This window comes from Pelobacter propionicus DSM 2379 (assembly GCF_000015045.1).
Taxonomy (GTDB): Bacteria; Desulfobacterota; Desulfuromonadia; order Geobacterales; family Pseudopelobacteraceae; genus Pseudopelobacter; species Pseudopelobacter propionicus.
This window is the reverse complement of record NC_008609.1, coordinates 3,202,268-3,223,608: the sequence shown is the minus strand read 5'-3', so window position 1 is coordinate 3,223,608 and position 21,341 is coordinate 3,202,268. Positions and strand designations below refer to the sequence as shown.

Sequence of the window (21,341 nt, the reverse complement as noted above, 5' to 3'; positions counted from 1 at the left end):
ATTCGTGAATTTTAACGAACAGGGCCCGCTTTTGCGGGCCCTGTTCGTTTCAAGGCTGTTCCGTTAATGCCCGGAACGCTGGCTGGTCGGCGCGGACTACTTCCGGCGGTGGACGGCGAAGGGGCTCCAGGCCTGGTCGATGGACATCAGCTCCAGGGTGTTGATATTGACGTGCTCGGGACGGTTGATCACCCAGTATATGGTTTCGGCGATGTCCTCGGCCGTCAGCGCCTCGGTACCGCTGTAGACCTGGGAGGCCATCTTTTCATTCCCCTTGAACCTGACCTTGGAGAACTCCGTCTCGGCCATGCCGGGCTGGATGCAGGTCACCCGCACCCTGGTTCCCAGCAGGTCGCAGCGCAGGTTCAAGGAGAACTGCTCCACGAAGGCCTTGGTGCCACCATAGACGTTGCCCCCCGGGTAGGGCCAACTGCCGGCCACCGAGCCCAGGTTGACGATATGGCCGCGGTTGCGGGCCACCATGCCGGGCAGGATCTGGCGGGTGCAGTACATCAGCCCCTTGATGTTGGTGTCCACCATGGTCTCCCAGTCGTCCAGGTCCACCTTGTGGGCCGGCTCCAGACCCAGGGCCAGGCCGGCGTTGTTGATCAGCACGTCGATGTCGCGGAAACGCTCGGGGAGCGACTCCACGGCGTCTTTCACCGCCACCCGGTCACGCACATCCAGGGGAATCACGTGCACCTCCGTTTTTCCGGACAGCTCCCGTTGCAGCGTCAGCAGCGGGTCGCTACGGCGCGCCGTCAGGATCAGCCGGTTTCCCTGGGCGGAGAAGATGCGGGCGCAGGCTGCGCCGAAGCCGGCCGATGCGCCGGTGATGAAGATTGTTTTTTCGTTCATGAGATAGCTCCCTCCTGGTAGTCGTGACCTGTTTTCGGTAGAACCGCCATGGTGCCGCTCATGGCAGCGGCCACGCATTGTATGCTCACTTCTCCTCTCTGTTGACCACATTCACCGGCGATCCGGCACAGAAGCTCCTGACGTTGCCCACGGCGATCTCCAGCAGTCGTTCCCGCGCCTCCTTCGGCGCCCAGGCGATGTGCGGGGTGATGATGCAGTTCCTGGCGCTCAAAAGCGGATTGTCGCTTTGCACCGGCTCGACGGAGACGACGTCCAGGCCGGCGGCGTAGACCTTGCCGGAGCTGAGCGCCTGGGCCAGGTCCTCTTCGACGATCAACGGGCCGCGGGAGGTGTTGATGATGATCACCCCGTCCTTCATCCTGGCGATGCTGTCCCTGTTGATGATCCCACGGGTCTTTTCCGACAGGGGGCAGTGCAGGGAGATGACGTCCGACTTTTCCAGCAGTTCGTCCAGCTCCACGTACTGCATGGTCTCGCTTTCCCGTTCCGGGACTCTCCTGCTGCCCGCAGCCAGGACCCTCATTCCCAGGGCCTGGGCGATCTGCCCGGTTTTGCGGCCAATGCGCCCGAAACCGATGATGCCCATGGTCTTGCCGTCCAGTTCGATCAGCGGTTGTTTCCAGTAGCAGAAGTCGGCGCTCTCCGCCCACTCCCCCTCCCTGACGCTCCGGCCATGCAGGCCTATGTGATGGCAGATCTCCAGAAGCAGGGCGATGGCGAACTGGCCGACGGCGCTTGTCCCGTAGCTGGGCACGTTGGTGACGGTTATCCCCCGCTCACGTGCTGTCTCCACGTCAACCACGTTGTACCCCGTTGCCAGGACCCCCACATAGCGCAGTGACGGACAGGAGTCCAGCACATCCCGGTCGATGACTGTCTTGTTGGTGATGACGATTTCAGCGTTGCCGATACGTTCCACCGTCCTGTCTGCCGGGGTTCGCTCGTAGACGACCGTGTCACCCAGTTCCTTCAGGTCGTCCCAGCTTAAGTCTCCCGGGTTCAGGGTGTATCCGTCCAGCACGACAATATTCATGATCAAGACTCCTCTCCGTATCGGGTACAAGGTGCGGCATCAAAGCCGTGTCACGATATGGGGGCCCGAAGCGCTAATTTTCAGTATGTGCATCAGCGACGTTCGGCGCTTCGGAATGGTGGGTATCCCTTTTCGCCAGGCTATCCGTCACACGCACTCCGCTTCCGGAAGATTCCCCGCCACTCCCGCCTCGTCCCGGCTCAGGGCCACCCGTTTCAGGAGCGGCAGGAGACTGTCAGACTCTATCCCCCCCTGCTGGCACAGCGCCAGCAACTCATCGGTCAGCGGTGCGCAGACCACCAGCCTTCTGCCGTCCGGCATGGTCAGGCCGGTCCTGAAGGAGTGCAGGGCAAAGCCGGCCAACTCCTCCACGACCCTGCCGCTGTAGCGCTGGTCTCCCAGGATGGGATGGCCGATCATCTCCAGGTGACGCCTGATCTGGTGCATGCGTCCGCTGAACGGCAGCAGTTCCAGCAGGGAAAAGCCGCAGCCCTGCGCCAGGAGGCGGTAGTCGGTCCGGCACTCCTTGCCGTCCAGTGGCGCATCGATTACTCCCGCGCCATCGGGTCGGCCGGCTACCAGCGCCAGGTAGAGCTTGTCCAGACCGGTTTCCTTGACCTGCCTGCCGAATATGCCGGCCGCTGTTGAGCTTTTGGCCAGGATCACCGCGCCGGATGTGCCGCGGTCCAGGCGATTGACCGGGTAGAGCTTGCAGGGGGTGCCGCGCCAGGCCATGAAGGCCGTGCCTTGCTCCACCAGGTTTGTTTCTTGTTCAGCGGTGCGATGCATGGCAAGGCCGGAGGGCTTGTTGACGATGGCGATCTGGTCGTCCTCGTAGAGGATGTCCAGGCCGGGCCGCTCAGTGGAGATGAGCGCCGTCAGCGAGGTGCTCTCCTTGAGTGTCACCCTGTCATCGATGGTCAGCAGGCTGTCGGCCGTTGCCGGTGCGGCGTTGACCTTGACGGCGCCGCTTCTGATCAGCTTGCGGGGGTAGGCGAAGGATGCCTGCGGCAGGAGGAGGCGCAGATAGCTCTCCAAACGGCGGCAGTGGTCATGGGGCGTAATGGTATAGGTCAGCATGGGGTTCCTGAAACAAAGGGGTTAGCGGCAAATATCGCGGTCAGCCATCAGGTTGGCCAGGGAGCGGTCGTAGGTTTTCTCTCCCTGGGGGGTGAACATGCAGGCGGTTGCCTCGCCCCGCTCCCGGTGATAGGCGACACACTTGCAGCAGTTGCCCCGGTTGGGGCAGGCGGGCGTGTAGGTGCAACGGCACTTGTCGCCGGTAGGTACGCATTCCATGGATGGCTCCTCCGTGATCTTTCTGTTGCGGCAACGCAGTGTATCCCATTTCCGGTCTCACCTCCAGGTGCAAAAACTATCGATAGCGCACCTGGGCAGGTCGCGGCGGCTCAATCCCTCAGATAGTGGCAGCTGTATCCCCCCGGGTTTTTTAGCAGATAATCCTGGTGGTACTCCTCGGCCGGGTAGAAGGTCGTGGCCGGGACGATTTCGGTGACCAGCGGCGCTTTCCATTTCCCTGACCTGTCCACCGTACGCTTGACCCGCTCGGCGATGGTTCGCTGAAGCTCACTTGTGTAAAAAATGGCTGACCGGTACTGGCTTCCCTGGTCGTTCCCCTGGCGGTCTTTGGTGGTGGGGTCGTGCATGCGGAAGAACCAGGTGGCCAGCAACTCCTCATAGCTCAGTCGGCGCGGGTCGAAGACGATCTCCACGCTCTCGGCGTGCCCGCTCTTGGAGTCGTGGGTGTCCTCGTAGCGCGGGTTTTTCAGGTGCCCGCCAGTGTAGCCCACCCGTGTGGAAACCACTCCCGGTATTGTGCGCAGGATGTCCTGCATGCCCCAGAAACAGCCTCCGGCCAGTACGGTTGTCTCGCATTCCGGCGCATCGGTCTTGACGCCAGCGGCCTCGAACCGCGGCGCATAGAGGCCGTATCCCTCGCTCCACAGTTTGCCGGCCGGGATGAAGCGCAGCGCGGCGGAGTTGATGCAGTAGCGCTGGCCGGTGGGCGCAGGGCCGTCATTGAAGAGATGCCCCAGGTGGGAGTCCCCGTCCCGGGAGCGGACCTCGGTGCGCCCCATGCCCTGACCGGTGTCTTCCCTGCTGGTGATCTGCTCCTTCTCCAGGGGCTGGGAAAAACTGGGCCAGCCGCTGCCGGAGTCGAACTTGTGCAGGGAGCTGAACAGCGGCTCGCCGGAAACCACGTCCACGTAGATGCCGGGATCGTGGTTGTTCCAGTAGGCATTCTGGAAGGGGGGCTCGGTGCCGCACTGCTGGGTGACCCGGTACTGCTCCGGGGTGAGCCGTTTCTTCAGTTGATCAGGTTCCGCTTTCTGGTAAGCTGCAGGTTTGTCTTTCATCATAGCCCCCTTTCCGCTGCTGTCGCAGGATGCCAGGCATAGAGATGCAGTGATCCATGTCAGCAGGGCGACAACGGAATACAGCCATCTGTTCTGCTTTATCCGGGCATCCCCTCCGTGTGGTGGCCGTGATCCCCTCATGACGATTGGCCATCGCGCAGCAGGATGCTCCTGCTGTAGAGCAGGAAGTCATCCAGGTGCTTTTCGATGATGGCGATGACGATGGGCAGTTGCAGGTCCTGGTAGTCATGCACGGCGATGTTGCGGAAGCCGACCATGCGTTTCAGGCTGTCTGCCAGGCTGTCTTCGATGTATCCGGCCCGGGCGAGCAGTGAAAATACGTCGCGGGCGCTCTGGGGAACACCCAGCCGGTCTCGCCGGATCAGGTGCTGGCCCATGTCCAGCGCAGCCTCGCAGGCGCGCTGGACATTCAGGATGGCCGCGTCCTGGCGCGTATAATCCTCCGCAAAGGATGCGGTGTTCCGTTCGTATTCCTCGCGGGCTCGTTTTACGCAGCGCTCGATGCTGGCGGCCTTGTTGATCAGTACGTCATCGACCATGAATGGTTCCTTCCCTCAGGATATCCCCCAACAGTTCGGCTCGGGATCTGTCCAGCTCGGTTTTCTCGCTCAGGATGGCTGCCTCATATATTCCGGCCCGAACATCACGTCCCCACCAGCGCTCACCCCGGGTGATGACCTGGTACTGCATTACCGTTGAAGCGGCGCGCAGGTCCAGAAGGTCCACCTCGCATCCGGCCAGATCTGCCAGCTTTCCGGAAAGATCCCAGAGCAGAAGCGGGTCGGCATACCCTTCGACCAGGACCGCCAGGTCGAGATCACTCTCCGGCTCGGCCGTGCCCTGTATGCGGCTGCCGAATGCGTAGACTGCCAGCAGGCCGGGAAGGCCTTCCTGTATGGCAGCAATGATCGCCTCTTGATTCATGGCGGAACAACCTCGCTTCGATCCGTTTGATCCTGCTTTACGTACCTTTCTGGCGACTATAGCATCTGTTCCGGTGCGCGCACACAACAAAAAAAACCGCTCAACCGTTAGAACGGCTGAGCGGGTCAGGATCTGGTAAAGCAGGTATTCGGATGCCCCTTGGGGTGCTCTGGGACTCCGGCTCAGATGATCTTGTTCAGCGGATACTCGATGATCCCCTCGGCCCCCAGCTTGATCAGCTCGGGGATGACGCGGCGCACCTCCTTCTCGCTCATGACGCTCTCGATGGAGAGCCAGTCGGAGTTGTACAGGTGGGAGACGGTGGCGTTCTTCAGGCTGGGCAGCACGCTGGTGATGGCCTCGACCTTGTCACCGGGGGCGTTCATCTTGAGCCCCACCATGTTCTCGGCAGCCAGGGATGATTTCAACAGGGTGGCGATCTGCTCGATCTTCTCCCGCTTCCAGGGGTCGGCCCAGGAGGCCTTGTTGGCGATCAGCACCGGCACCGACTCCATCAGTTCGCAGACGATGCGCAGGCCGTTGGCCTTGATGGTGGAGCCGGTCTCGGTGACTTCCACGATGGCATCGCACAGGCCGTCAACCACCTTGGCTTCGGTGGCGCCCCAGGAGAACTCCACGTTGACCGGGATGTTGCGCTCGCTAAAGTAGCGCTTGGTGAAGCCGACCAGTTCGGTGGCGATGGTGGCGCCGGCCAGGTCCTCCGGCCCCTTGACGTTGGAATCGCCGTTTGCCACCAGCACCCAGCGTGCCGGGCGCCGGGAAACCTTGGAGTAGACCATCTCGCAGACTTCCACCACGTCGGACTGGTTCTCGCTGACCCAGTCGCGGCCGGCGATGCCGGCGTCGATGGTGGCGCGCTCCACGTAGCGCCCCATCTCCTGGGGGCGGATCAACTTACAGGTCATCTCACTGTCGTCGATGCCTGGGAAATAGCTGCGCGACGAGATGCTCACCTGCCAGCCCGACTTTTTGAACAGCTCAACGGTGGCGTTTTCAAGGCTTCCCTTGGGGATGCCGAATTTCAGCATGTTGCTCATTGTCCCTCTCCCTTTACTTCTTGTAGACCTGGGCCGGATCGAACAGGGGTTTGGAGTGCTCCACCCACTGGCCGTTTTCCCATTTCACGTAGAAGCAGCTGCGGTTGCCGGTATGGCAGGCGGCCGGGCCGTTCTGCTTGACCTTGATGACCACGGTATCGGCGTCACAGTCGGTCAGCACTTCCATGACCTCCTGGGTGTTGCCCGACTCCTCACCCTTCATCCAGTACTTGTTGCGGCTGCGGCTGAAGAACCAGGTCTTGCCCGTCTCCAGGGTCAGGTTGAGGGTCTTTTCGTCCATGAAGGCCACCATCAGTACTTCGCCGTTCTGGTAGTCCTGGATGATGGCGGGGATAAGTCCCCCCATCTTGTTGAAATCGATCTGAATCACGTTGGTCTCCTTGCTCGTGTGTGGATGCCGCGGAAGCGGCGAGTATAGGGAGCAGCGGCTGAAAATGCAAGAAGGTCAGTCAGGGGGCCGCCGTCTCGCTGATGATGCGCCTCTTCAGTGTCCGGGCCGCGTTCTCCATTGTCCCCAGGTTGACCAGGTTTCGGTAGCCGACCCTGGTCAGGGCCTTGGCGGCGATGGCTGTTCTTCTGCCGCTGCGGCAGTACAGGTACAGCCTGGCATTTTTGTCGCCGGTGAATCTGGCGATGTCGGTTCCAATCCGGTCGTAGGGGATCAGGATGGCGTTTTCCAGGTGCCCCTGCCTCCACTCCGCTTCGCTGCGCACGTCGATGACCAGTTCCTCGGAAGGTTTGCTGGCCGTCTCCGCACGGGCTGATGTCAGCGGAAGGAGCAGCATGAACGTCACAAGCAGCAGTCTGGTCACGAATCCGGGCATTGCTGATCACCTCTTTGGGGCATTGGCGGTCACGGGGGCTGGGTAAAGAAAAAGGCCTTGCGGTCGGAAGCGCAAGGCCTTGGTGTTTAATGGTGCCCAGGGACGGAATCGAACCGCCGACACGAGGATTTTCAGTCCTCTGCTCTACCGACTGAGCTACCTGGGCGAAAAGGCTTTTCTGTATAGCCCGGAATGGCTTGATCTGTCAACAGCAAAATTATCTGTCATCCAGGAAAAAATGATTATTTTTCGGCTTCCCGTTGGGCCCTGAGTGGGATGTGGTTGCAGAAGGGCTCCTCTGCCATGTAATCGCCATACACCGCGTCTGCCCGCGCACGGCAGCCGCCGCAGACGGAGAGGTATTCGCACTGGCCGCACTTCCCCTTGTAGGAGGCGAAGTCGCGCAGGTTTTTGAAGATCTCCGCGTTTTCCCAGATCTCGCGGAAGGGGGTCTGTTTGACGTTGCCGGCAATGCGGTGGAAGTAGGAGCAGGGCTTCACGTTTCCGAAGCAGTCGATCAGGCAGATGGATTGGGCTGCGATGCATCCCTTGCCGCCGCCGGTGGAGAAGCTTAAGGAACGGCGCTGGAAGCCTGTTCCCTCGATCTTGGCCTTCTGCAGGACGATGCGGTAGTAGTGGGGCGCGCAGGTGGGGCGCATGAGGATCTCATCCTCCTCTCTCTCCTGCCGGTAATGCCAGTCGAGAATCTCCTCGTAGTCCTCCTTGCTGATCAGTTCGTTCATGATCTCCTCGCCCCGGCCGGTGGGCACGATCATGAACATATACCAGGCCGTGGCGCCCAGCTGTTTGGCGAGCCTGAAGGTGGCGGCGATGTCGTGCTGGTTGCGCCGGGTGAAAGATGAGTTGATCAGGAATTTCTGGCCGTGTGCGCGGAACAGTTCCGCGGCGCGGACAACGCCGTCGAAGGCGCCGGGGCACTGGCGGAAATCGTCGTGTATCGCGGCGGAGCTGCCGTCCAGGGAGAGGGAAACCATTTTGATGTCTGCTCCGGCCATATCGCGGCAGGTCTCTTTCGTCACCAGGCTTCCGTTGGTTGCCATGCACATGCGCAGCCCCAGTGAGGTGCCACAGCGGGCCAGTTCGAAAATGTCCGGCCGCATGAGCGGCTCGCCACCGGAGAGGACCACGACCGGCTTGGAGAAGTCGGCGATCTCTCTCAGCAGCGTCTTCCCCTCCTGGGTGCTGAAGTCGCCCTGGGATGAATCCAGCTCCGACGAGCAGCGGCAGTGCACGCAGCGAAGGTTGCATTTCTGCGTGGTCTCCCAGGCGATCCATTTGGGTGTGAATTCAGCTTGCATAGCGCTCCTCGATGGCCGCTTCCGGCCGCGTGTGTCCGGGGAATCCTATCCGAAGGGAGGGGCAAACTCAAGCAGATTCCCGGCGGATAATCGGTCTGTTTGTATTGCCCCGGATGGGGTCGCATGTCCTGCCGGAGTATATATGCTTGAATGGAGGTGGTGATTCTGATATAAAACCCGATGAAATAATTTCATATTTTCAGGCCGTCAGCCGTCAGGGCAAGGAGAGGCGCATGTCCGCTTCGAACATGGTTATGTATGAAGAGGAGTTTCAGGAAGTTAATCAGGTTCTTGAACGGCTGCTGAAGGAAGCAAACGCCAAGGTCATCTTCCTGGTTGACAAGGACGGGCAGCTGATTGCGGGAGTCGGAGAGGTGGAGCGCTTCGACACCACCTCCCTGGCATCGCTCACCGCCGGAAATATCGCCGCTACCGGGGGGCTGGCCAAGCTGATCGGTGAAAAGGAATTCTCGATCCTGTTCCATGAGGGGGAGAAGGATAACCTGCACATCTCCATCGTGGGGGGCAGGGTTATCCTGGTCGTGCTGTTCGACAGCCGCTCTTCTTTGGGGCTTGTCCGCTTGCGGGTCAAAAAATCGTCAGAGGAGCTTTCCGCCATCTTCGAGCGGCTGCTCAAAAAGGGCGAGGAGAGTGCGAAGCGGGGCGTGTCGGACTTCCCCTTTGCCGAGATCACCGACGATGATATCGATAACCTGTTCAGCTAATGACCATGAGGTAACCCAGCGATGTCCTTCATCAACTATGCCTCCCGCGAAATAAACTGCAAGATCGTCTACTATGGTCCGGGTCTGTGCGGCAAGACCACGAACCTTCAGTTCGTGTACCAGAAGACGGCGCCCGACTCCCGGGGCAAGATGATCAGCCTGGCCACCGAGACGGAGCGGACCCTGTTCTTCGATTTCCTCCCCCTGGCCCTGGGGGAGATCCGGGGCTTCAAGACCCGTTTTCATCTCTACACGGTTCCCGGCCAGGTCTTTTACGATGCCTCCCGCAAGCTGATTCTGAAGGGGGTCGATGGCGTGGTGTTTGTGGCGGATTCCCAGGAGGAGCGTGAGGACGCCAATATCGAGTCCCTGGACAACCTGCGGTTCAACCTCAAGGAGCAGGGGTATGATCTGGACACTCTTCCCTATGTGGTCCAGTACAACAAGCGCGACCTCCCCAATGTCATGCCGGTGGAGCAGATGCGACGCGAACTGAACACTACCAATGTTCCCGATTTCGAGGCCTGCGCCACTACCGGCGAAGGGGTCTTCGAGACCCTCAAGGCGGTAGCAAAGCTTATACTGATTGATCTTAAAAAGGGTAAGTAGCTCCCGGTCTGGTTCCGGTGGTGTGCCGTTTCCCCCGCTGCGCCCGGGGGGAACGTTCTTTTGGCTTGATTTTTGGCAGAGTGCGTGATACTAACAATGCTCCGTTTTAGAGGGCAAATGATTGCGGAGAGATGGCCGAGTAGGTCGAAGGCGCTCGCCTGCTAAGCGAGTATACTGGGAAACCGGTATCGAGGGTTCGAATCCCTCTCTCTCCGCCACACTTTGCTGGTTTGATGCCTTTCGGCACGAATGACGCGTCCCTGGACAGCGTCTTTTTTTTTATCTGGCTCCGCCCGTTCCTGCCGGGCGCGACGGGAACTTCCTCAGGGGGCGCCCCTCATCTCTGTTATCGCCTGGCGCGCCAGGCTGTCGCAGCGCTCGTTTTCGGCATGGCCGGCATGGCCGCGAATCCATTGCCAGCTGACATCGTGATGGGCACTGAGCTTGAGCAGTTCCTCCCACAGGTCGCGGTTGAGCACCGGCTCCTTCTTGCTGTTCTGCCACCCTCTGCGCTGCCATCCCTGGATCCACTCGGTCATCCCCTTTACCAGATACTGCGAGTCGGTGACGATGGTGATCCGGCAGGGACGGGTCAAAAGACGCAGCGCCTCCATGGCGGCGGTCAGTTCCATGCGGTTGTTGGTGGTATGTGCCTCGCTGCCGCGAATTTCCTTCTCATGGCCGTTATAGCGCAGGATGGCGCCGTAGCCGCCCGGCCCGGGATTGCCGCTGCAGGCGCCGTCGCAGTAGATTTCCACCGGGGAGGTCGTTGCTGATGGGGCGGCGGTTCGTGACTGATCAGGCCTGGCCGACATAGGCGCCCTCCTGTTTCAGTTGTTCCGCAATGGCGTCCATGACCCGCTCCACGATCAACTGGTGGGTCTCCTTGCTGTTGGGCATGGCGTACAGGTCGCTGACATCCAGCGGTTTTCCGAAGATCACGCAGGCGGACTGGCCCAGGCCGGGGAACTTCCAGCGATTGAGCCCGACCAGCGCCGTGGGGATGATCACCGGCCTGGTTTCATGGATGATCTTGCCCACGCCACGGTTGCCTTTGCCCAGTCGGCCGTCCCGGTGCCGGGTCCCCTCGGGGAAGAGCATGACCTTCTGATCCTTGAGCAGGTTCTCGATGACCCGGTTGGCCTTGACGTCACGCCCGCGCCTGACCGGGAAGGCGCCCCAGGAAGAGTAGATCAGGCGCTGGAGCGGTTTGGCGAACAGCTCCTCCTTGGCCGGTGCCCAGACCATCTGGAAGGGGTGGTGGCGGACAATGGCCCAGGGAAGGAAGATCGTCTCATAGGCCGAGATGTGGTTGGCTGCCAGTAGTACGCCGCCGGAGGCGGGAATGTTGTCGGCCCCCTTGATGACGAAGCGGTTGAGACCTGATGCATAGAAACCGACTATGTAGGTTGAAAAAGTGACCCAGCTGCGCCGCAGAAACGATGTGTTCACGTAACGACCATCCTCAAGGAATTCTGAAGGGAATGAATAATAGCTGTCATGTATAGCATTTCGGGGAACGTTCGGCAACAGCGATCGGTTTTCGCCTCGGCCTGAATAGTGATTTTAAAAGCTGAAAATTGCTGGTACAATTTGCTCCCTTGTGTCGGATTCGGGCACATCCGCAAGCATCCACGAATAACAAGCCGGGTGAGATCTCCATGGAGAACGGAAACTATCTGATCGGCAGGCAGCCGATCCTGGACAGGAATGAAGAGGTTGTCGCCTATGAACTCCTCTTCCGCTCGGCTGCGTCCCTGGATACGGCATCGGTCTGGAGCGCCTCCTACGCCACGGCCAGGGTGATTGTCAATACCCTGTCCGGATTCGGCCTCGAACAGATCCTGGGGGGACACCGGGGGTTCAGCAACATGGAGCTGGACCTGCTGATGAGCGACTCCATCGCTATCCTGCCGCGGGAGCGGGTCGTGCTGGAACTGCTGGAAACCCTGCAGGTCACCCCCGGGTTGGTGGAACGCTGCCGCTTTTTGAAGCACGAGGGGTTTACCCTGGCGCTGGACGATCATGAGTTCGATCCGCTCTACAATGAGCTGTACGGCATTGTTGATATCGTCAAAGTTGACCTGTTCCAGTCGCCGGTTGAGCATCTGCAGGAGATGGTTGAGCGCTTCAGTTCCTATTCCGTCAAGCTGCTGGCTGAAAAGGTGGAAAGCCGTGACCAGTACCTGCGCTGCCGCGACATGGGATTCGAATACTTCCAGGGGTACTACTTCGCCAAGCCGTCCCTGATGGAGAAGAAACCGTTCGGCGATGCGGGGGCGCACCTGCTGAAGTTGATGCGCCTGCTCATGGACGATGCCGACATAAGCGACATCGAGCATGCTTTTCGCCAAAGCCCCGGCCTGACGTACAAGCTGTTGCTGCTGGTCAACTCGGTATCGCTGGGGATGCGGGTCAGGGTCCAGAACGTGCGCCATGCCGTGTCAAGCCTGGGGAGGCAGCAGATCAAGCGCTGGGTGCAGCTCTGCCTGTTCGCCTTGGGTGACAGCAGCGGGCTGGAGAACCCCCTGGTGGAGATGGCCGCGGTGCGGGCCGTCTTCATGGAGCATCTGGCCGGGCAGGTGCCGCGGTTGCGCGATAACCCGGAAGCCGCCGATCAGGCCTTCATGATCGGTATCCTCTCGCTTCTGGAAACTATCTATACCATTTCCATCGACGAGGTCATTGCCAGTCTGCATCTTTCCGATGAGGTCAGGGATGCCCTGGCCGAGCGGAGCGGTATTCTTGGTGAGCTGTTGCGGCTGGCCGAGCTGGTGGAAGAGGTGGAATCCGACTTTGGTGAGACATCCCGCTGCTTCGTCGAAATGGGGCTCACCCTGGAGGATGTGCTGGCTGCCCAGGTGAGGGCCTTTGGCTGGCGCTCCGGGAATCTGTGACCATGGCCGGCTTCGCCGTGAGCGAGGAGAAGAACCGCTGGCTGCAGCGGGAGATGGCCCGGCTGAACGTACGGGAGGAGGATCTGGAGGAACAGTTCGTCCGCTCCTCGGGCAGCGGCGGCCAGCATGTCAACAAGACTTCCTCCTCGGTCTTTCTGCGGCATATCCCCAGCGGCATCTGCGTGTCGGCCTCCCGTGAGCGCAGCCAGTCGGTGAACCGTTTCCTGGCACGCCGGGAGCTCCTGGAGCGCATCGAGGCCCAGACTGGAGCAGAGACCGGAGAAATGCGGCGCATCGCGCGCCTGCGCAAACAGAAGAACCGTCGCAGAAGGCGGGCAGAGAAGAAGGACGCATGATCAGTCACCAAACCCTGAAGCGCCTGGAATTCGACAAGATTCTGGCTGAAATCTCCGGCCATGTTCACAGCGAGGTTACGGCCGCCCGGCTTATGGATACCGTGCCGTTGAGCGACGGGGGGGCTATTGCCTCCATCTCCGGACGCATCGAGGAGATTCGCTCCCTTGCCAGCCAGGGCATTGCCCTGCGTCTGCAGCCCTTCCAGGATATCCGGCCGCTCATGGAGCTGCTCCGGCCGGTTGGCGCCTTTCTGGGGCCGCGGGAGCTTTTGATCTTCATCCCGGTGCTGGAGATCTTCGGCGACATCGCCCGTCAGTTCGCGCCCCGCAACGACATCCCGCTGCTCAAGGGACTCGATCCCCCCCTGAAGGGCTTCGCCGATATCCTGGAGCCGCTGGCCGCCTCCATCGATCAGGACGGCGGCATCATGGACAGCGCCTCCACGGCATTACGGGAGATCCGCCGCGCAAAGCGTTCGCTGGCATCCCGCATCCGCAAGAAGATCGAGGAGATCGTCCGCGACAACAATATCGAGATCTTTCTGCAGGACGATTTCATAACCCAGCGTTCGGGGCGCTGGGTTATCCCGGTGCGCATGGATTCCAAGGGGATGGTCAAGGGGGTGGTGCACGACGTCTCCTCGTCGGGGGAGACCGCCTTCATGGAACCGCTGGAGATCATCCCCTTCGTCAACGAGCTGGAAAACCTGAGCGCCGAGGAAAAGGCCGAGGAGATCCGCATCCTCCGCCAGCTTTCGTCCTGGATCCGCCAGGATGCGGCCGAGATCAGCGCCTGTTTCGAAACCCTGCTGACCCTGGATGAGCTTGCCAGTATCGCCCGCTTCGCCGACACCCATGCCCTGGAACCCCCCAGCCTGAACGGCGAAGGGGTGCTGCGCCTGGCCGGGGCGCGCCACCCGTTGCTGCTGATGCTCCAGGCCCAGGGGGCGCTTTCCCGGGTGGAGCCGCTGGACCTGCAGTTGGGGGGCGAGGGGACGGTCATGGTGATCACCGGGCCCAATGCCGGCGGCAAGACCATCGCCCTGAAAACTGCCGGGGTGCTGGTGCTCATGGCGCTGTGCGGCATGCCGGTGCCGGCCGATGGCGCCAGCTCCACCTTTCCCCTGCTGGACGACCTGCTGGTGGATATGGGGGACGAACAGTCCATCGAACAGAGCCTCTCCACCTTCTCCGCCCATGTGTCCCGCGTCGCCGCCATACTGGAGCAGGCGGGGCCGCGCTCCCTGGTGCTGCTGGACGAACTGGGCGCGGGAACGGAGCCGCAGCAGGGGGCGGCCATCGCCTGCGGCGTGCTGCGGGAATTGCGGGAGCGGGGCGCCATGGTCATCGCCACCACTCACCTGTCGGAGATCATCGGTTATGTCCATGCCACGGAGGGGATGGTCAACGCCGGCATGGAGTACGACGCCGAGACCTACACGCCGCTCTACCGCCTGATCAGCGGACAGCCGGGACATTCCCATGCCATCGAGATCGCCCGGCGCTACGGCATGCCCGACCGGGTGATCAGCTTTGCCCGGGAGATGCTGGGAACGGCCAGCGAAGAGTTCACCAGTCTCTTGGCCGAGTTGCACCGCAAGCGGGGGGAGCTGGAGCATGGCGCTGCCCAACTTGAGCGGGAACGGGAGCAGGTCAGGGCCATCCGTAGGGAGCTGGAAGCCCGCAGCGCTACTATCGAACAGGCCAGGCAGGAGACGCGGGAAAAAGCCTGGGCCGATGCGCGGGAGGTGATCTCCACGGCCCGGCGCCGCATGAACGAGCTTTTGGACGAGTATCGGCGCGAACGCCGCAGCGAGAGCATCGAGAAGCTGCGCCGCGTGGAGGCCGAGGTCACCGAACAGCTCAGCCCCCGGGATCTGGCCGGTGACGATCAGCCCCTGGGCGAGGTGGCCGAGGGTGACAGCGTGCGCATCCGCTCCCTGGGGCACGACGGTCGCGTGCTCCAGCTGCTCCCCAAACAGGGCAGGGCGCGGGTCAGGGCCGGCAGCATGGAGCTGGAGGTGCCGCTCAGCGATCTGGTGGCACCGTTGAAACAAACAGGCGGCACGGCGACTCGGCCATCGGGAGGTGACTGGAGGGTGCAGGCGGTCGAGGAGGGGGAGCGGGAGCTGAAGCTGATCGGCCTGCGGGTGGAGGAAGCGCTGGCGCTCCTGGACCCCTTTCTCAGCCAGGCCTCCCTGGGCTCCTTTTCCGAGGTGCGCATCATCCATGGCCTTGGTTCGGGACGACTGCGTCAGGCGGTGCGGGAGCATCTGGCACATCACCAGCTGGTGGAGGAGTTCCGTCCCGGAAACGCCCATGAGGGGCGGGATGGCGCCACGGTGGTCACCTTGCGCAGGTAATACGGAAATCAATGAAGAGGATGAGTGATGGATTTTTTTGTCAGCGAGGTCAGTGAGCAGGAGATCAGGCGTGAGCGGGAGAAGTCCCGGGAACTGCGGCGCAGCCGCTGGTGGCAGAACAGGCTGGCCCTTGGGCGCTGTCACTGGTGCGGGGGCAGCTTTCATGCCGACGAGTTGACCATGGATCACGTCATTCCCCTCTCCCGGGGGGGCAAGGGCTCGCGCAACAACGTGGTGCCGGCCTGCAAACAGTGCAACAGCAACAAGAAGTACCTGCTGCCCATGGAGTGGGAGCAGTATCTGAACAGTCTCGAAAACCGGAGTACCAGCCAGTGAACCAGCCGAAAAGCCGCTACAAGGTCGTTATCTACGACTGCGACGGGGTCATGTTCGACTCCTTGGAGTCCAATTATGTCTTCTACAACCGGGTCATGGCCCACCTGGGGCGCCCCCCCCTTGACCGATCGGACGAAGAGGCGCGCACGGTGCTGCATACCTACTCGTTCAGCGACGTGATGGAGTATTTCTTCACCAACGACCCAGCCCGCGATGATGCCCTGGCCTTTGCCAAGACCATCCGCTATCGCGAACTGGCCCCCTACATGCGCATGGAGGAGGGGCTGATGGAGACCCTGGACCGGATCAGGCCCCATGTCTCCCTGGCGATCTGCACCAACCGCGCCTCGTCCATGGAGATGATCATCGAGGATTTCGGCTTGAACGGCTATTTCTCCTGCATCATGACCGCCTCGCAGGTGACCTATCCCAAGCCCCATCCCGAGCCACTGCTCAGGGTATTGGACCACTTCGGCATACAGGCTGGTGAGGCGCTCTTCGTGGGGGACGCGGAAGTGGACCGGCGGGCGGCGGTCGGCGCCGGGGTGCCGTTTGTGGCCTACAAGAGCGAACTTCCGGCCACGACCCGTATCTGCCATCACCAGGAGATCGTCAGCCATCTTTTCTAGCTGCCCGACGGCAGGACAACCCACGTTTCCCGGATTCGGGACAGGAGCAACGAACATGATCATGAATGAGAGAATTGATGCGTGCTATAACGAGGCCTTCGAAGATGCGTTTGACTTTGCCACATCGCTGGTGGAGAGGGAGGGGGAGAAGGGGCTCTCCGAGATCCGGGGGATACTGCGCCACCTGTACATCCGCCAGGGGGACGACATACACGGTCGAGGTGAGTTCGGCGACGCGGACATCTGTGCCACCATCGCCGCCTATGAGCAGGTGCTCTCCACCTGTGAGGGAGGGTTGAACGTGCCGGCCGACAAGAGCACCATGGGGCTTTCCTCCTGATAGTGGATTCATCGTTTCGTTTCGCCGATACCTGAAGGAAATCAATCGCGGCACGAGACGGTACACGTCATGGGGATGCGCGTCACAAAGCAGGGGGCTGGAGAAGAGCGCGCTTTGGTGTGGAACAGGAAAAAATCCCACCCTCCCCTGTCATCCCATACCCCTGATTTATGAAAAAACACACTCTCATCATCTCCGTCTCCATCATGCTGATCCTGTCCTTTGTGCGTCAGGGTACCTGCAGGCCGGTGGTCTTCTTCATCGGTGGGTGGGGAATGACCCCCTCCCAGATGGAAGCTTTCTCCCGTTCAGTCCCTGAATCGGAAAAGGTGAAGTTCCTCCTCCCCACCGAGGTCAGGGATCTCACCAGGCCCTGGCATTGCGCCGACCTGATCTACGACCATATCCAGAAGAACGGTCTCGCCGAGGAGGATCTCTATTTCGTCGCCTTTTCCCTGGGGGGGATCGTCACCCAGTGGCTGCTGAGTGACCACCCCGAACTGCCCGTCAAGAAGCTGATCCTGGTGGGCTCCCCCATGGGAGGCTACAAGTTCCTGCCTCCCAACCCGTTCTTCTCCAACAATTTTCCAGAAAAGTTGCCCATTTACGTCATAGCGGGAAGCAAGGGGCAGAAGGCGTGGTTCCTGCGCGACGTAAATGACGGGGTGGTTGACCTGAAAAGCGCCCTGGATATCCGCGATCAGAACCTGAAGGAAGCCGCCGTGTTCCATGCCGACCACAACGAGCTGGAAGAAATTCCCGAGGTTCAAGCCCAGATATCCCGATGGCTGGACCTGCGCCAGGAGCCTCCACGGAATGTGGTGGCCGGAAATAACGCCCTTTCGCACCCATCGCGGGATTTGGGAGGGGGGGCGGGCCCCCGTTGTTGCCATCCCCAACTAGGCGGTACCTGAGAACCGGGAGGAGCCGAAGCGTCCCTCCTGTCCGCTCCTTTCCACAAAAAAAGCGGGTGCCGTCTGGCCCCGCTTTTTGTATCCGCTTTGTCTCGAGCCGCTCCTAGCGCACCAGCTTGGACAGCTTCTTGAATGCGTCGGTACCGGCCACCTTCAGCAGCTGGAACAGAACCGACTCGGTGCAGGTGGGGATCGCGCCGGCCAGGGTCATGGCCTCCACGGCCACCTTCCAGTTGCGCTTGTCCCTGCTCATGACGGCGTCCTTCACCAGGTGCACCGTGAAACCGGCCTCGCGCAGCTCGATCACCGTCTGGAGCACGCAGACGTGGGTCTCCATGCCGGTGATGATGATCTGGGTGCGGCCGCTTGCCTTGAGAGTTTCCATGAACTGGGGGATGCCGCAGCAGCTGAAGGTCATCTTCTCCAGGCGGGGGGCCTCGGCGGCCTTCTCCAGCAGTTCTGCCAGGGTGGCGCCCAGTCCCTTGACATACTGCTCGGTGAACAGCACCGGGATTTTCAGTTCGGCGACGCTCTCCAGCAGGATGCCCACATTCTTGGTCAGCTTGCCGAGCATCTTCTCATCCATGGCCTGGCACAGCTTGTCCTGCACATCGATCACCACCAGCGCGGCCTTTTCACTATCCAGAAAAAACGTATCCTTCAGCGACATGGTTCATCTCCTTGTATGGGCTTGGGCATGGTACATCCACGCCGCATTGTTGCCCAGCTCGGGCCATAATGCAAGCGCCTTGTGGCTGGTGCCATGTCCGCCCAAGCCCCTGCATGAACATGCCGCTTGCATTGTTTGCATACAGTTTTTCTTCATCCTGCCCCCTCCCGCATTGTTGCCGTAGTTCCGTTCCTGTGAAATTGGCAGGGGAGGTGTATAGTTGTATGCGAAAACCGTCTGTCACGAGGTTAACCATGATAGTTCACGTTGTATTGCTGGTTATCTGTATCCTCCTGATGGTGCCTTCCGGCATGTCCGGCGCAGCGGAGATCAATCAGGAGGATCTCCGGAGCCTGGTCGAGGCGGCCTTGGCCAACAACCCCGAAGTCAGGGCCTCCAGCGCGCACCAGCGGATGCTGGACTACAGGGCCAGGCAGGCCGGCTCCCTGGATGACCCGATGCTGATGCTCAAGATCCAGAACGGCGTGCTTCGCGATCCACTCAACTTCAGCCGGGACGGCATGACGCAGAAGGTGGTTGGCATCAGCCAGCAGATTCCCTGGTTCGGCAAACGCGAACTGCGCGGCAACCTGGCGCGGCGCGAGGCCGAGGCGTCCCACCTGATGCGCGAGGAGCGGCTACTGGAGATCGTCAGGTCGGTCAAGGAGGCCTACTACCAGATCTACGTCACCGACAGATCCCTGGAAATCCTGGCCAGGAACATGCGCATCATGGACGATCTGATCATCCTGGCCCAAAACCGCTATACGGTTGGCCAGGGCGCCCAGCAGGATATCTTCAGGGCCCAGCTGGAAAAATCAAAGCTGCTGGATATGCGCATCACCCTGGAACAACAGCGCAGGAGTCAGGAAATCAGGATGAACAGCCTGCTCAACCGTCCCGTGTATACCCGTGTCGGCACCATACCGGAGCCGCCCATTACCCCCTTTTCCCAAGGATGTGCCGAACTCGTGGAACTGGCGGAAAACAACCGGCCGCTCTTGAAGAGCATGCGGGCGCAGATCGGCAGGAGCCGGGCAGCCCAGGCCCTGGCCCGCCGGGAATTCTATCCCGATGTTGCCCTCTCCTTCGAGTACATGCAGCGCGAACCAGCCATGGGAGGGGACGGAGACGACATGTACGGCCTGGGCCTTACCTTCAATCTGCCGCTACGGCGTGAGCGGCGCCATGCCATGCTGGCCGAGGCGGCCTCGGAAGAGGCCATGAGCGCCGCTGAACTCAACGACGCCAGAAACGGCATTCGGGGGGGCATCGCCGACCTGCTCTCCCAGATGGAGCGTCGCCGCAGACAGGTCGAGCTGTATAAAACCGGCATCATCCCCCAGTCACGGCAGAACCTGGAGTCGGCGGTGATCGCCTACCGGGTCGGCAAGGTCGATTTCGCCTCCCTGCTGGACAGCCGGCTGACGCTCTTTAATTATGAGCGCGACTACTACGACTCCCTGGCAGATTACCAGATCCGTCTGGCCCAGCTGGAGGCCATGGTGGGGGGATTGAGCTCCGCACAGCCACCTGACCCTGGAACGGGAGAATAGCACGGCTTCCGGCGCAGGGCTCTTGTTACCATTTTCGCCCCCTGGCCTGCGTTGGCTGGATCCGGGATGAGTCTCGCGGAAACGGCACAAACCACCATGAGGTGTTCGATCATGATTCGGAACAAAAAGATTCTGTACCCCCTGATACTGCTGGTTCTGCTTGCATCCGTTGGCGGCGGCTGGCTCCTGTGGCGGGAGAGGGAGCACGACCATGCGGGGGAACGCAAGGCGGCCCAAGGGAAATTGCTCTACACCTGTCCCATGCACCCCTTCATCATCAAGGACAGGCCGGGAGCCTGCCCGATCTGCGGCATGGAACTGGTCAGGAAGCTGGAAAGCGCGGCTGCTGCCCAGTCTGGCGGACATAACGGGCAGGCAGACATGCCCGGCCATGTGTCGCTCTCGGAAAGCCAGCGGGTGATGGCCAATGTGGCCACGGTGGAGGCCTGGCAGCAATCACTCAACAAAGAGATCACCGCCAGCGGCATCGTCCAGTTCGACCAGTCGCGTCAGGCCAAGGTCACCTCCTGGATCGCCGGTCGCATTGACCGGCTCAACGTCAACAGCGTTGCTGCGTCCGTCTCCCGCAACAGGCCGGTGGCCGAGCTGTACTCGCCCGAGCTGGTGGCCACCCAGCTGGAGTACCTGCTGGCGCTCAAGAGCCGTGATCAGCTGAAAGACTCCCCCATCCCCTCCATCTCCCAGAACGGCGAGGGGCTGGTGGCATCGGCCAGGCAGCGCCTGCTGCTGTTCGGGGTCAGGGAGAGCCAGATCGCTGCACTGGAAAAGGCCGGCAAGCCCAACATCAGGCTCCCGATCTATACGCCACTCTCCGGCGTCGTCATCGAAAAGATGGTTCAGCAGGGACAGTACGTCAATGTGGGTGATGTGCTCTTCACTATCGCCGATCTCTCCACTGTCTGGATAGAGTTGGACATCTACGAGCCCGACCTGGCCATTGTCCGTGTCGGGCAGCGGGTGGAGATCCATTCTCCCTCCTTTTCGGGAGGGACGCTTTCCGGAAGGATCGCCCTGGTGAACCCCTTTCTGGATCCCAGGAGCCGCACGGTCAAGGCCCGGGTAGAGATGGCCAACCCCGGCATGAGACTGAAACCGGACATGTTCGTAAGCGCACTGATCAGGGTGCCGCTTGGTACGGCACTGGTCGTGCCGGTCAGCGCGGTCATTGACAGCGGCAAGCGACGTCTGGTCTGGGTAGAGAGCTCGCCCGGCATGTTTGAGCCGCGCCAGGTCCAGGTGGGACAGCAGGCCGGTGACCGGGTCCAGATCCTGTCGGGGCTTAGGGAGGGGGAGAAGGTGGCCGTCTCCGGCGGCTACCTGATCGACTCGGAAGCGCAGCTCAAGTCGGGGACCAGGGACCAGGGAGCGGGAACGGGAGGGCATCAGGGACATGGTACGCCAGCGCCCAGGGCGCCGGTGAAAAAGGACCCGCTGAGCATGGATGATATGAAAATGTGACGGTGAAAGA

Annotated in this window: 25 protein-coding genes and 2 tRNA genes; 12 read left to right on the top strand and 15 right to left on the bottom strand. The window is 61.2% G+C overall.

The genetic code is table 11. The features are described from left to right. Positions 1–96: 96 nt before the first annotated feature. The 12 genes from PPRO_RS14650 to PPRO_RS14595 all read right to left on the bottom strand — a co-directional run bounded on the left by PPRO_RS14650 (position 97) and on the right by PPRO_RS14595 (position 8,457). Positions 97–858, bottom strand: coding sequence for an SDR family oxidoreductase (locus tag PPRO_RS14650; protein WP_011736785.1), 762 nt, complete (start codon positions 856–858; stop codon positions 97–99). A gap of 85 nt (positions 859–943) precedes the next feature. After that, positions 944–1,912: a D-2-hydroxyacid dehydrogenase gene (locus PPRO_RS14645; protein ID WP_011736784.1), complete on the bottom strand. Its 969-nt coding sequence runs from the start codon at positions 1,910–1,912 to the stop codon at positions 944–946. Between the two features lie 147 nt (positions 1,913–2,059). Then, complete coding sequence (locus PPRO_RS14640) at positions 2,060–2,992, bottom strand: RluA family pseudouridine synthase (RefSeq protein ID WP_011736783.1); 933 nt, start codon at positions 2,990–2,992, stop codon at positions 2,060–2,062. Positions 2,993–3,013: 21 nt separating this feature from the next. Then, on the bottom strand, positions 3,014–3,211 hold the full coding sequence (locus PPRO_RS14635) for a hypothetical protein (RefSeq protein ID WP_011736782.1): 198 nt from the start codon (positions 3,209–3,211) through the stop codon (positions 3,014–3,016). Between the two features lie 110 nt (positions 3,212–3,321). Further along, positions 3,322–4,290: a bifunctional methionine sulfoxide reductase B/A protein gene (locus PPRO_RS14630; protein ID WP_011736781.1), complete on the bottom strand. Its 969-nt coding sequence runs from the start codon at positions 4,288–4,290 to the stop codon at positions 3,322–3,324. 137 nt (positions 4,291–4,427) lie between these two features. Beyond that, the gene (gene hepT, locus PPRO_RS14625; protein WP_011736780.1) at positions 4,428–4,850 is read right to left on the bottom strand and encodes a type VII toxin-antitoxin system HepT family RNase toxin; all 423 of its coding nucleotides are present in this window, start codon (positions 4,848–4,850) and stop codon (positions 4,428–4,430) included. Then, complete coding sequence (mntA, locus tag PPRO_RS14620) at positions 4,840–5,235, bottom strand: type VII toxin-antitoxin system MntA family adenylyltransferase antitoxin (RefSeq protein ID WP_011736779.1); 396 nt, start codon at positions 5,233–5,235, stop codon at positions 4,840–4,842. Before mntA ends, hepT begins: the two co-directional genes overlap by 11 nt. Positions 5,236–5,417: 182 nt before the next feature. Next, on the bottom strand, positions 5,418–6,293 hold the full coding sequence (gene hisG / locus PPRO_RS14615) for an ATP phosphoribosyltransferase (RefSeq protein WP_011736778.1): 876 nt from the start codon (positions 6,291–6,293) through the stop codon (positions 5,418–5,420). A gap of 13 nt (positions 6,294–6,306) precedes the next feature. Continuing rightward, on the bottom strand, positions 6,307–6,750 hold the full coding sequence (gene hisI / locus PPRO_RS14610) for a phosphoribosyl-AMP cyclohydrolase (protein ID WP_408633729.1): 444 nt from the start codon (positions 6,748–6,750) through the stop codon (positions 6,307–6,309). A 13-nt stretch (positions 6,751–6,763) separates the two neighbouring features. Then, positions 6,764–7,138, bottom strand: coding sequence for a rhodanese-like domain-containing protein (locus tag PPRO_RS14605; protein ID WP_011736776.1), 375 nt, complete (start codon positions 7,136–7,138; stop codon positions 6,764–6,766). Between the two features lie 90 nt (positions 7,139–7,228). Continuing rightward, positions 7,229–7,304: transfer RNA gene (locus tag PPRO_RS14600), tRNA-Phe, on the bottom strand. A 76-nt stretch (positions 7,305–7,380) separates the two neighbouring features. Then, positions 7,381–8,457: a radical SAM/SPASM domain-containing protein gene (locus tag PPRO_RS14595; RefSeq protein WP_011736775.1), complete on the bottom strand. Its 1,077-nt coding sequence runs from the start codon at positions 8,455–8,457 to the stop codon at positions 7,381–7,383. Positions 8,458–8,690: 233 nt separating this feature from the next. On the opposite strand from PPRO_RS14595, the gene PPRO_RS14590 reads away from it, so the two are divergent. From PPRO_RS14590 to PPRO_RS14580, 3 genes are all read left to right on the top strand, one after another. Then, the gene (locus PPRO_RS14590) at positions 8,691–9,182 is read left to right on the top strand and encodes a roadblock/LC7 domain-containing protein (protein ID WP_011736774.1); all 492 of its coding nucleotides are present in this window, start codon (positions 8,691–8,693) and stop codon (positions 9,180–9,182) included. A 21-nt stretch (positions 9,183–9,203) separates the two neighbouring features. Continuing rightward, positions 9,204–9,791: a GTP-binding protein gene (locus PPRO_RS14585; RefSeq protein ID WP_011736773.1), complete on the top strand. Its 588-nt coding sequence runs from the start codon at positions 9,204–9,206 to the stop codon at positions 9,789–9,791. Between the two features lie 125 nt (positions 9,792–9,916). Further along, a tRNA-Ser gene (locus PPRO_RS14580) sits at positions 9,917–10,009 on the top strand. Between the two features lie 105 nt (positions 10,010–10,114). Here the strand turns inward: PPRO_RS14580 and rnhA are convergent. Together rnhA and PPRO_RS14570 are read right to left on the bottom strand one after the other, a co-directional pair. Beyond that, positions 10,115–10,606, bottom strand: a complete 492-nt coding sequence (gene rnhA / locus PPRO_RS14575) for a ribonuclease HI (protein WP_011736772.1) — start codon at positions 10,604–10,606, stop codon at positions 10,115–10,117. Continuing rightward, on the bottom strand, positions 10,590–11,243 hold the full coding sequence (locus PPRO_RS14570; protein ID WP_011736771.1) for a lysophospholipid acyltransferase family protein: 654 nt from the start codon (positions 11,241–11,243) through the stop codon (positions 10,590–10,592). Before PPRO_RS14570 ends, rnhA begins: the two co-directional genes overlap by 17 nt. A gap of 209 nt (positions 11,244–11,452) precedes the next feature. On the opposite strand from PPRO_RS14570, the gene PPRO_RS14565 reads away from it, so the two are divergent. From PPRO_RS14565 to PPRO_RS14535, 7 genes are all read left to right on the top strand, one after another. After that, positions 11,453–12,688: an EAL and HDOD domain-containing protein gene (locus PPRO_RS14565; RefSeq protein WP_011736770.1), complete on the top strand. Its 1,236-nt coding sequence runs from the start codon at positions 11,453–11,455 to the stop codon at positions 12,686–12,688. A 2-nt stretch (positions 12,689–12,690) separates the two neighbouring features. Next, positions 12,691–13,044 carry a peptide chain release factor family protein gene (locus tag PPRO_RS14560; RefSeq protein ID WP_011736769.1) on the top strand — a complete coding sequence of 118 codons (354 nt, stop codon included), beginning with the start codon at positions 12,691–12,693 and terminating at the stop codon, positions 13,042–13,044. Next, positions 13,041–15,407, top strand: a complete 2,367-nt coding sequence (locus PPRO_RS14555) for an endonuclease MutS2 (protein WP_011736768.1) — start codon at positions 13,041–13,043, stop codon at positions 15,405–15,407. The genes PPRO_RS14560 and PPRO_RS14555 overlap by 4 nt, the downstream gene beginning before the upstream one ends. 27 nt (positions 15,408–15,434) lie before the next feature. Beyond that, positions 15,435–15,743 carry an HNH endonuclease gene (locus PPRO_RS14550; RefSeq protein WP_011736767.1) on the top strand — a complete coding sequence of 103 codons (309 nt, stop codon included), beginning with the start codon at positions 15,435–15,437 and terminating at the stop codon, positions 15,741–15,743. Beyond that, on the top strand, positions 15,740–16,372 hold the full coding sequence (locus PPRO_RS14545) for an HAD family hydrolase (RefSeq protein ID WP_011736766.1): 633 nt from the start codon (positions 15,740–15,742) through the stop codon (positions 16,370–16,372). Before PPRO_RS14550 ends, PPRO_RS14545 begins: the two co-directional genes overlap by 4 nt. A gap of 55 nt (positions 16,373–16,427) precedes the next feature. After that, positions 16,428–16,712, top strand: coding sequence for a hypothetical protein (locus tag PPRO_RS14540; RefSeq protein WP_011736765.1), 285 nt, complete (start codon positions 16,428–16,430; stop codon positions 16,710–16,712). A gap of 170 nt (positions 16,713–16,882) precedes the next feature. After that, complete coding sequence (locus PPRO_RS14535) at positions 16,883–17,626, top strand: alpha/beta fold hydrolase (protein ID WP_011736764.1); 744 nt, start codon at positions 16,883–16,885, stop codon at positions 17,624–17,626. A gap of 103 nt (positions 17,627–17,729) precedes the next feature. Here PPRO_RS14535 and PPRO_RS14530 read toward each other — a convergent pair whose 3' ends face one another. Then, positions 17,730–18,296: a hydrolase gene (locus tag PPRO_RS14530; RefSeq protein WP_011736763.1), complete on the bottom strand. Its 567-nt coding sequence runs from the start codon at positions 18,294–18,296 to the stop codon at positions 17,730–17,732. A gap of 254 nt (positions 18,297–18,550) precedes the next feature. Between PPRO_RS14530 and PPRO_RS14525 the strand changes: the two genes are divergently transcribed. Further along, complete coding sequence (locus tag PPRO_RS14525; RefSeq protein ID WP_041532354.1) at positions 18,551–19,852, top strand: TolC family protein; 1,302 nt, start codon at positions 18,551–18,553, stop codon at positions 19,850–19,852. A gap of 111 nt (positions 19,853–19,963) precedes the next feature. Further along, entirely contained in the window at positions 19,964–21,331 is a 1,368-nt protein-coding gene (locus PPRO_RS14520) for an efflux RND transporter periplasmic adaptor subunit (RefSeq protein WP_011736761.1), read from the top strand. Positions 21,332–21,341 lie beyond the last annotated feature (10 nt).

Coding starts and splice junctions, on each gene's coding strand:
- rnhA (WP_011736772.1), bottom strand. CDS start 10,606: ATGTCGGCCAGGCCTGATCAGTCACGAACCGCCGCCCCATCAGCAACG.
- PPRO_RS14585 (WP_011736773.1), top strand. CDS start 9,204: ATGTCCTTCATCAACTATGCCTCCCGCGAAATAAACTGCAAGATCGTC.
- PPRO_RS14525 (WP_041532354.1), top strand. CDS start 18,551: ATGATAGTTCACGTTGTATTGCTGGTTATCTGTATCCTCCTGATGGTG.
- PPRO_RS14640 (WP_011736783.1), bottom strand. CDS start 2,992: ATGCTGACCTATACCATTACGCCCCATGACCACTGCCGCCGTTTGGAG.
- PPRO_RS14540 (WP_011736765.1), top strand. CDS start 16,428: ATGATCATGAATGAGAGAATTGATGCGTGCTATAACGAGGCCTTCGAA.
- PPRO_RS14590 (WP_011736774.1), top strand. CDS start 8,691: ATGTCCGCTTCGAACATGGTTATGTATGAAGAGGAGTTTCAGGAAGTT.
- PPRO_RS14550 (WP_011736767.1), top strand. CDS start 15,435: ATGGATTTTTTTGTCAGCGAGGTCAGTGAGCAGGAGATCAGGCGTGAG.
- PPRO_RS14555 (WP_011736768.1), top strand. CDS start 13,041: ATGATCAGTCACCAAACCCTGAAGCGCCTGGAATTCGACAAGATTCTG.
- PPRO_RS14535 (WP_011736764.1), top strand. CDS start 16,883: ATGAAAAAACACACTCTCATCATCTCCGTCTCCATCATGCTGATCCTG.
- PPRO_RS14645 (WP_011736784.1), bottom strand. CDS start 1,912: ATGAATATTGTCGTGCTGGACGGATACACCCTGAACCCGGGAGACTTA.
- PPRO_RS14605 (WP_011736776.1), bottom strand. CDS start 7,138: ATGCCCGGATTCGTGACCAGACTGCTGCTTGTGACGTTCATGCTGCTC.
- PPRO_RS14635 (WP_011736782.1), bottom strand. CDS start 3,211: ATGGAATGCGTACCTACCGGCGACAAGTGCCGTTGCACCTACACGCCC.
- PPRO_RS14595 (WP_011736775.1), bottom strand. CDS start 8,457: ATGCAAGCTGAATTCACACCCAAATGGATCGCCTGGGAGACCACGCAG.
- PPRO_RS14520 (WP_011736761.1), top strand. CDS start 19,964: ATGATTCGGAACAAAAAGATTCTGTACCCCCTGATACTGCTGGTTCTG.
- PPRO_RS14565 (WP_011736770.1), top strand. CDS start 11,453: ATGGAGAACGGAAACTATCTGATCGGCAGGCAGCCGATCCTGGACAGG.
- PPRO_RS14560 (WP_011736769.1), top strand. CDS start 12,691: ATGGCCGGCTTCGCCGTGAGCGAGGAGAAGAACCGCTGGCTGCAGCGG.
- PPRO_RS14650 (WP_011736785.1), bottom strand. CDS start 858: ATGAACGAAAAAACAATCTTCATCACCGGCGCATCGGCCGGCTTCGGC.
- mntA (WP_011736779.1), bottom strand. CDS start 5,235: ATGAATCAAGAGGCGATCATTGCTGCCATACAGGAAGGCCTTCCCGGC.
- PPRO_RS14630 (WP_011736781.1), bottom strand. CDS start 4,290: ATGAAAGACAAACCTGCAGCTTACCAGAAAGCGGAACCTGATCAACTG.
- hisG (WP_011736778.1), bottom strand. CDS start 6,293: ATGAGCAACATGCTGAAATTCGGCATCCCCAAGGGAAGCCTTGAAAAC.
- PPRO_RS14530 (WP_011736763.1), bottom strand. CDS start 18,296: ATGTCGCTGAAGGATACGTTTTTTCTGGATAGTGAAAAGGCCGCGCTG.
- hepT (WP_011736780.1), bottom strand. CDS start 4,850: ATGGTCGATGACGTACTGATCAACAAGGCCGCCAGCATCGAGCGCTGC.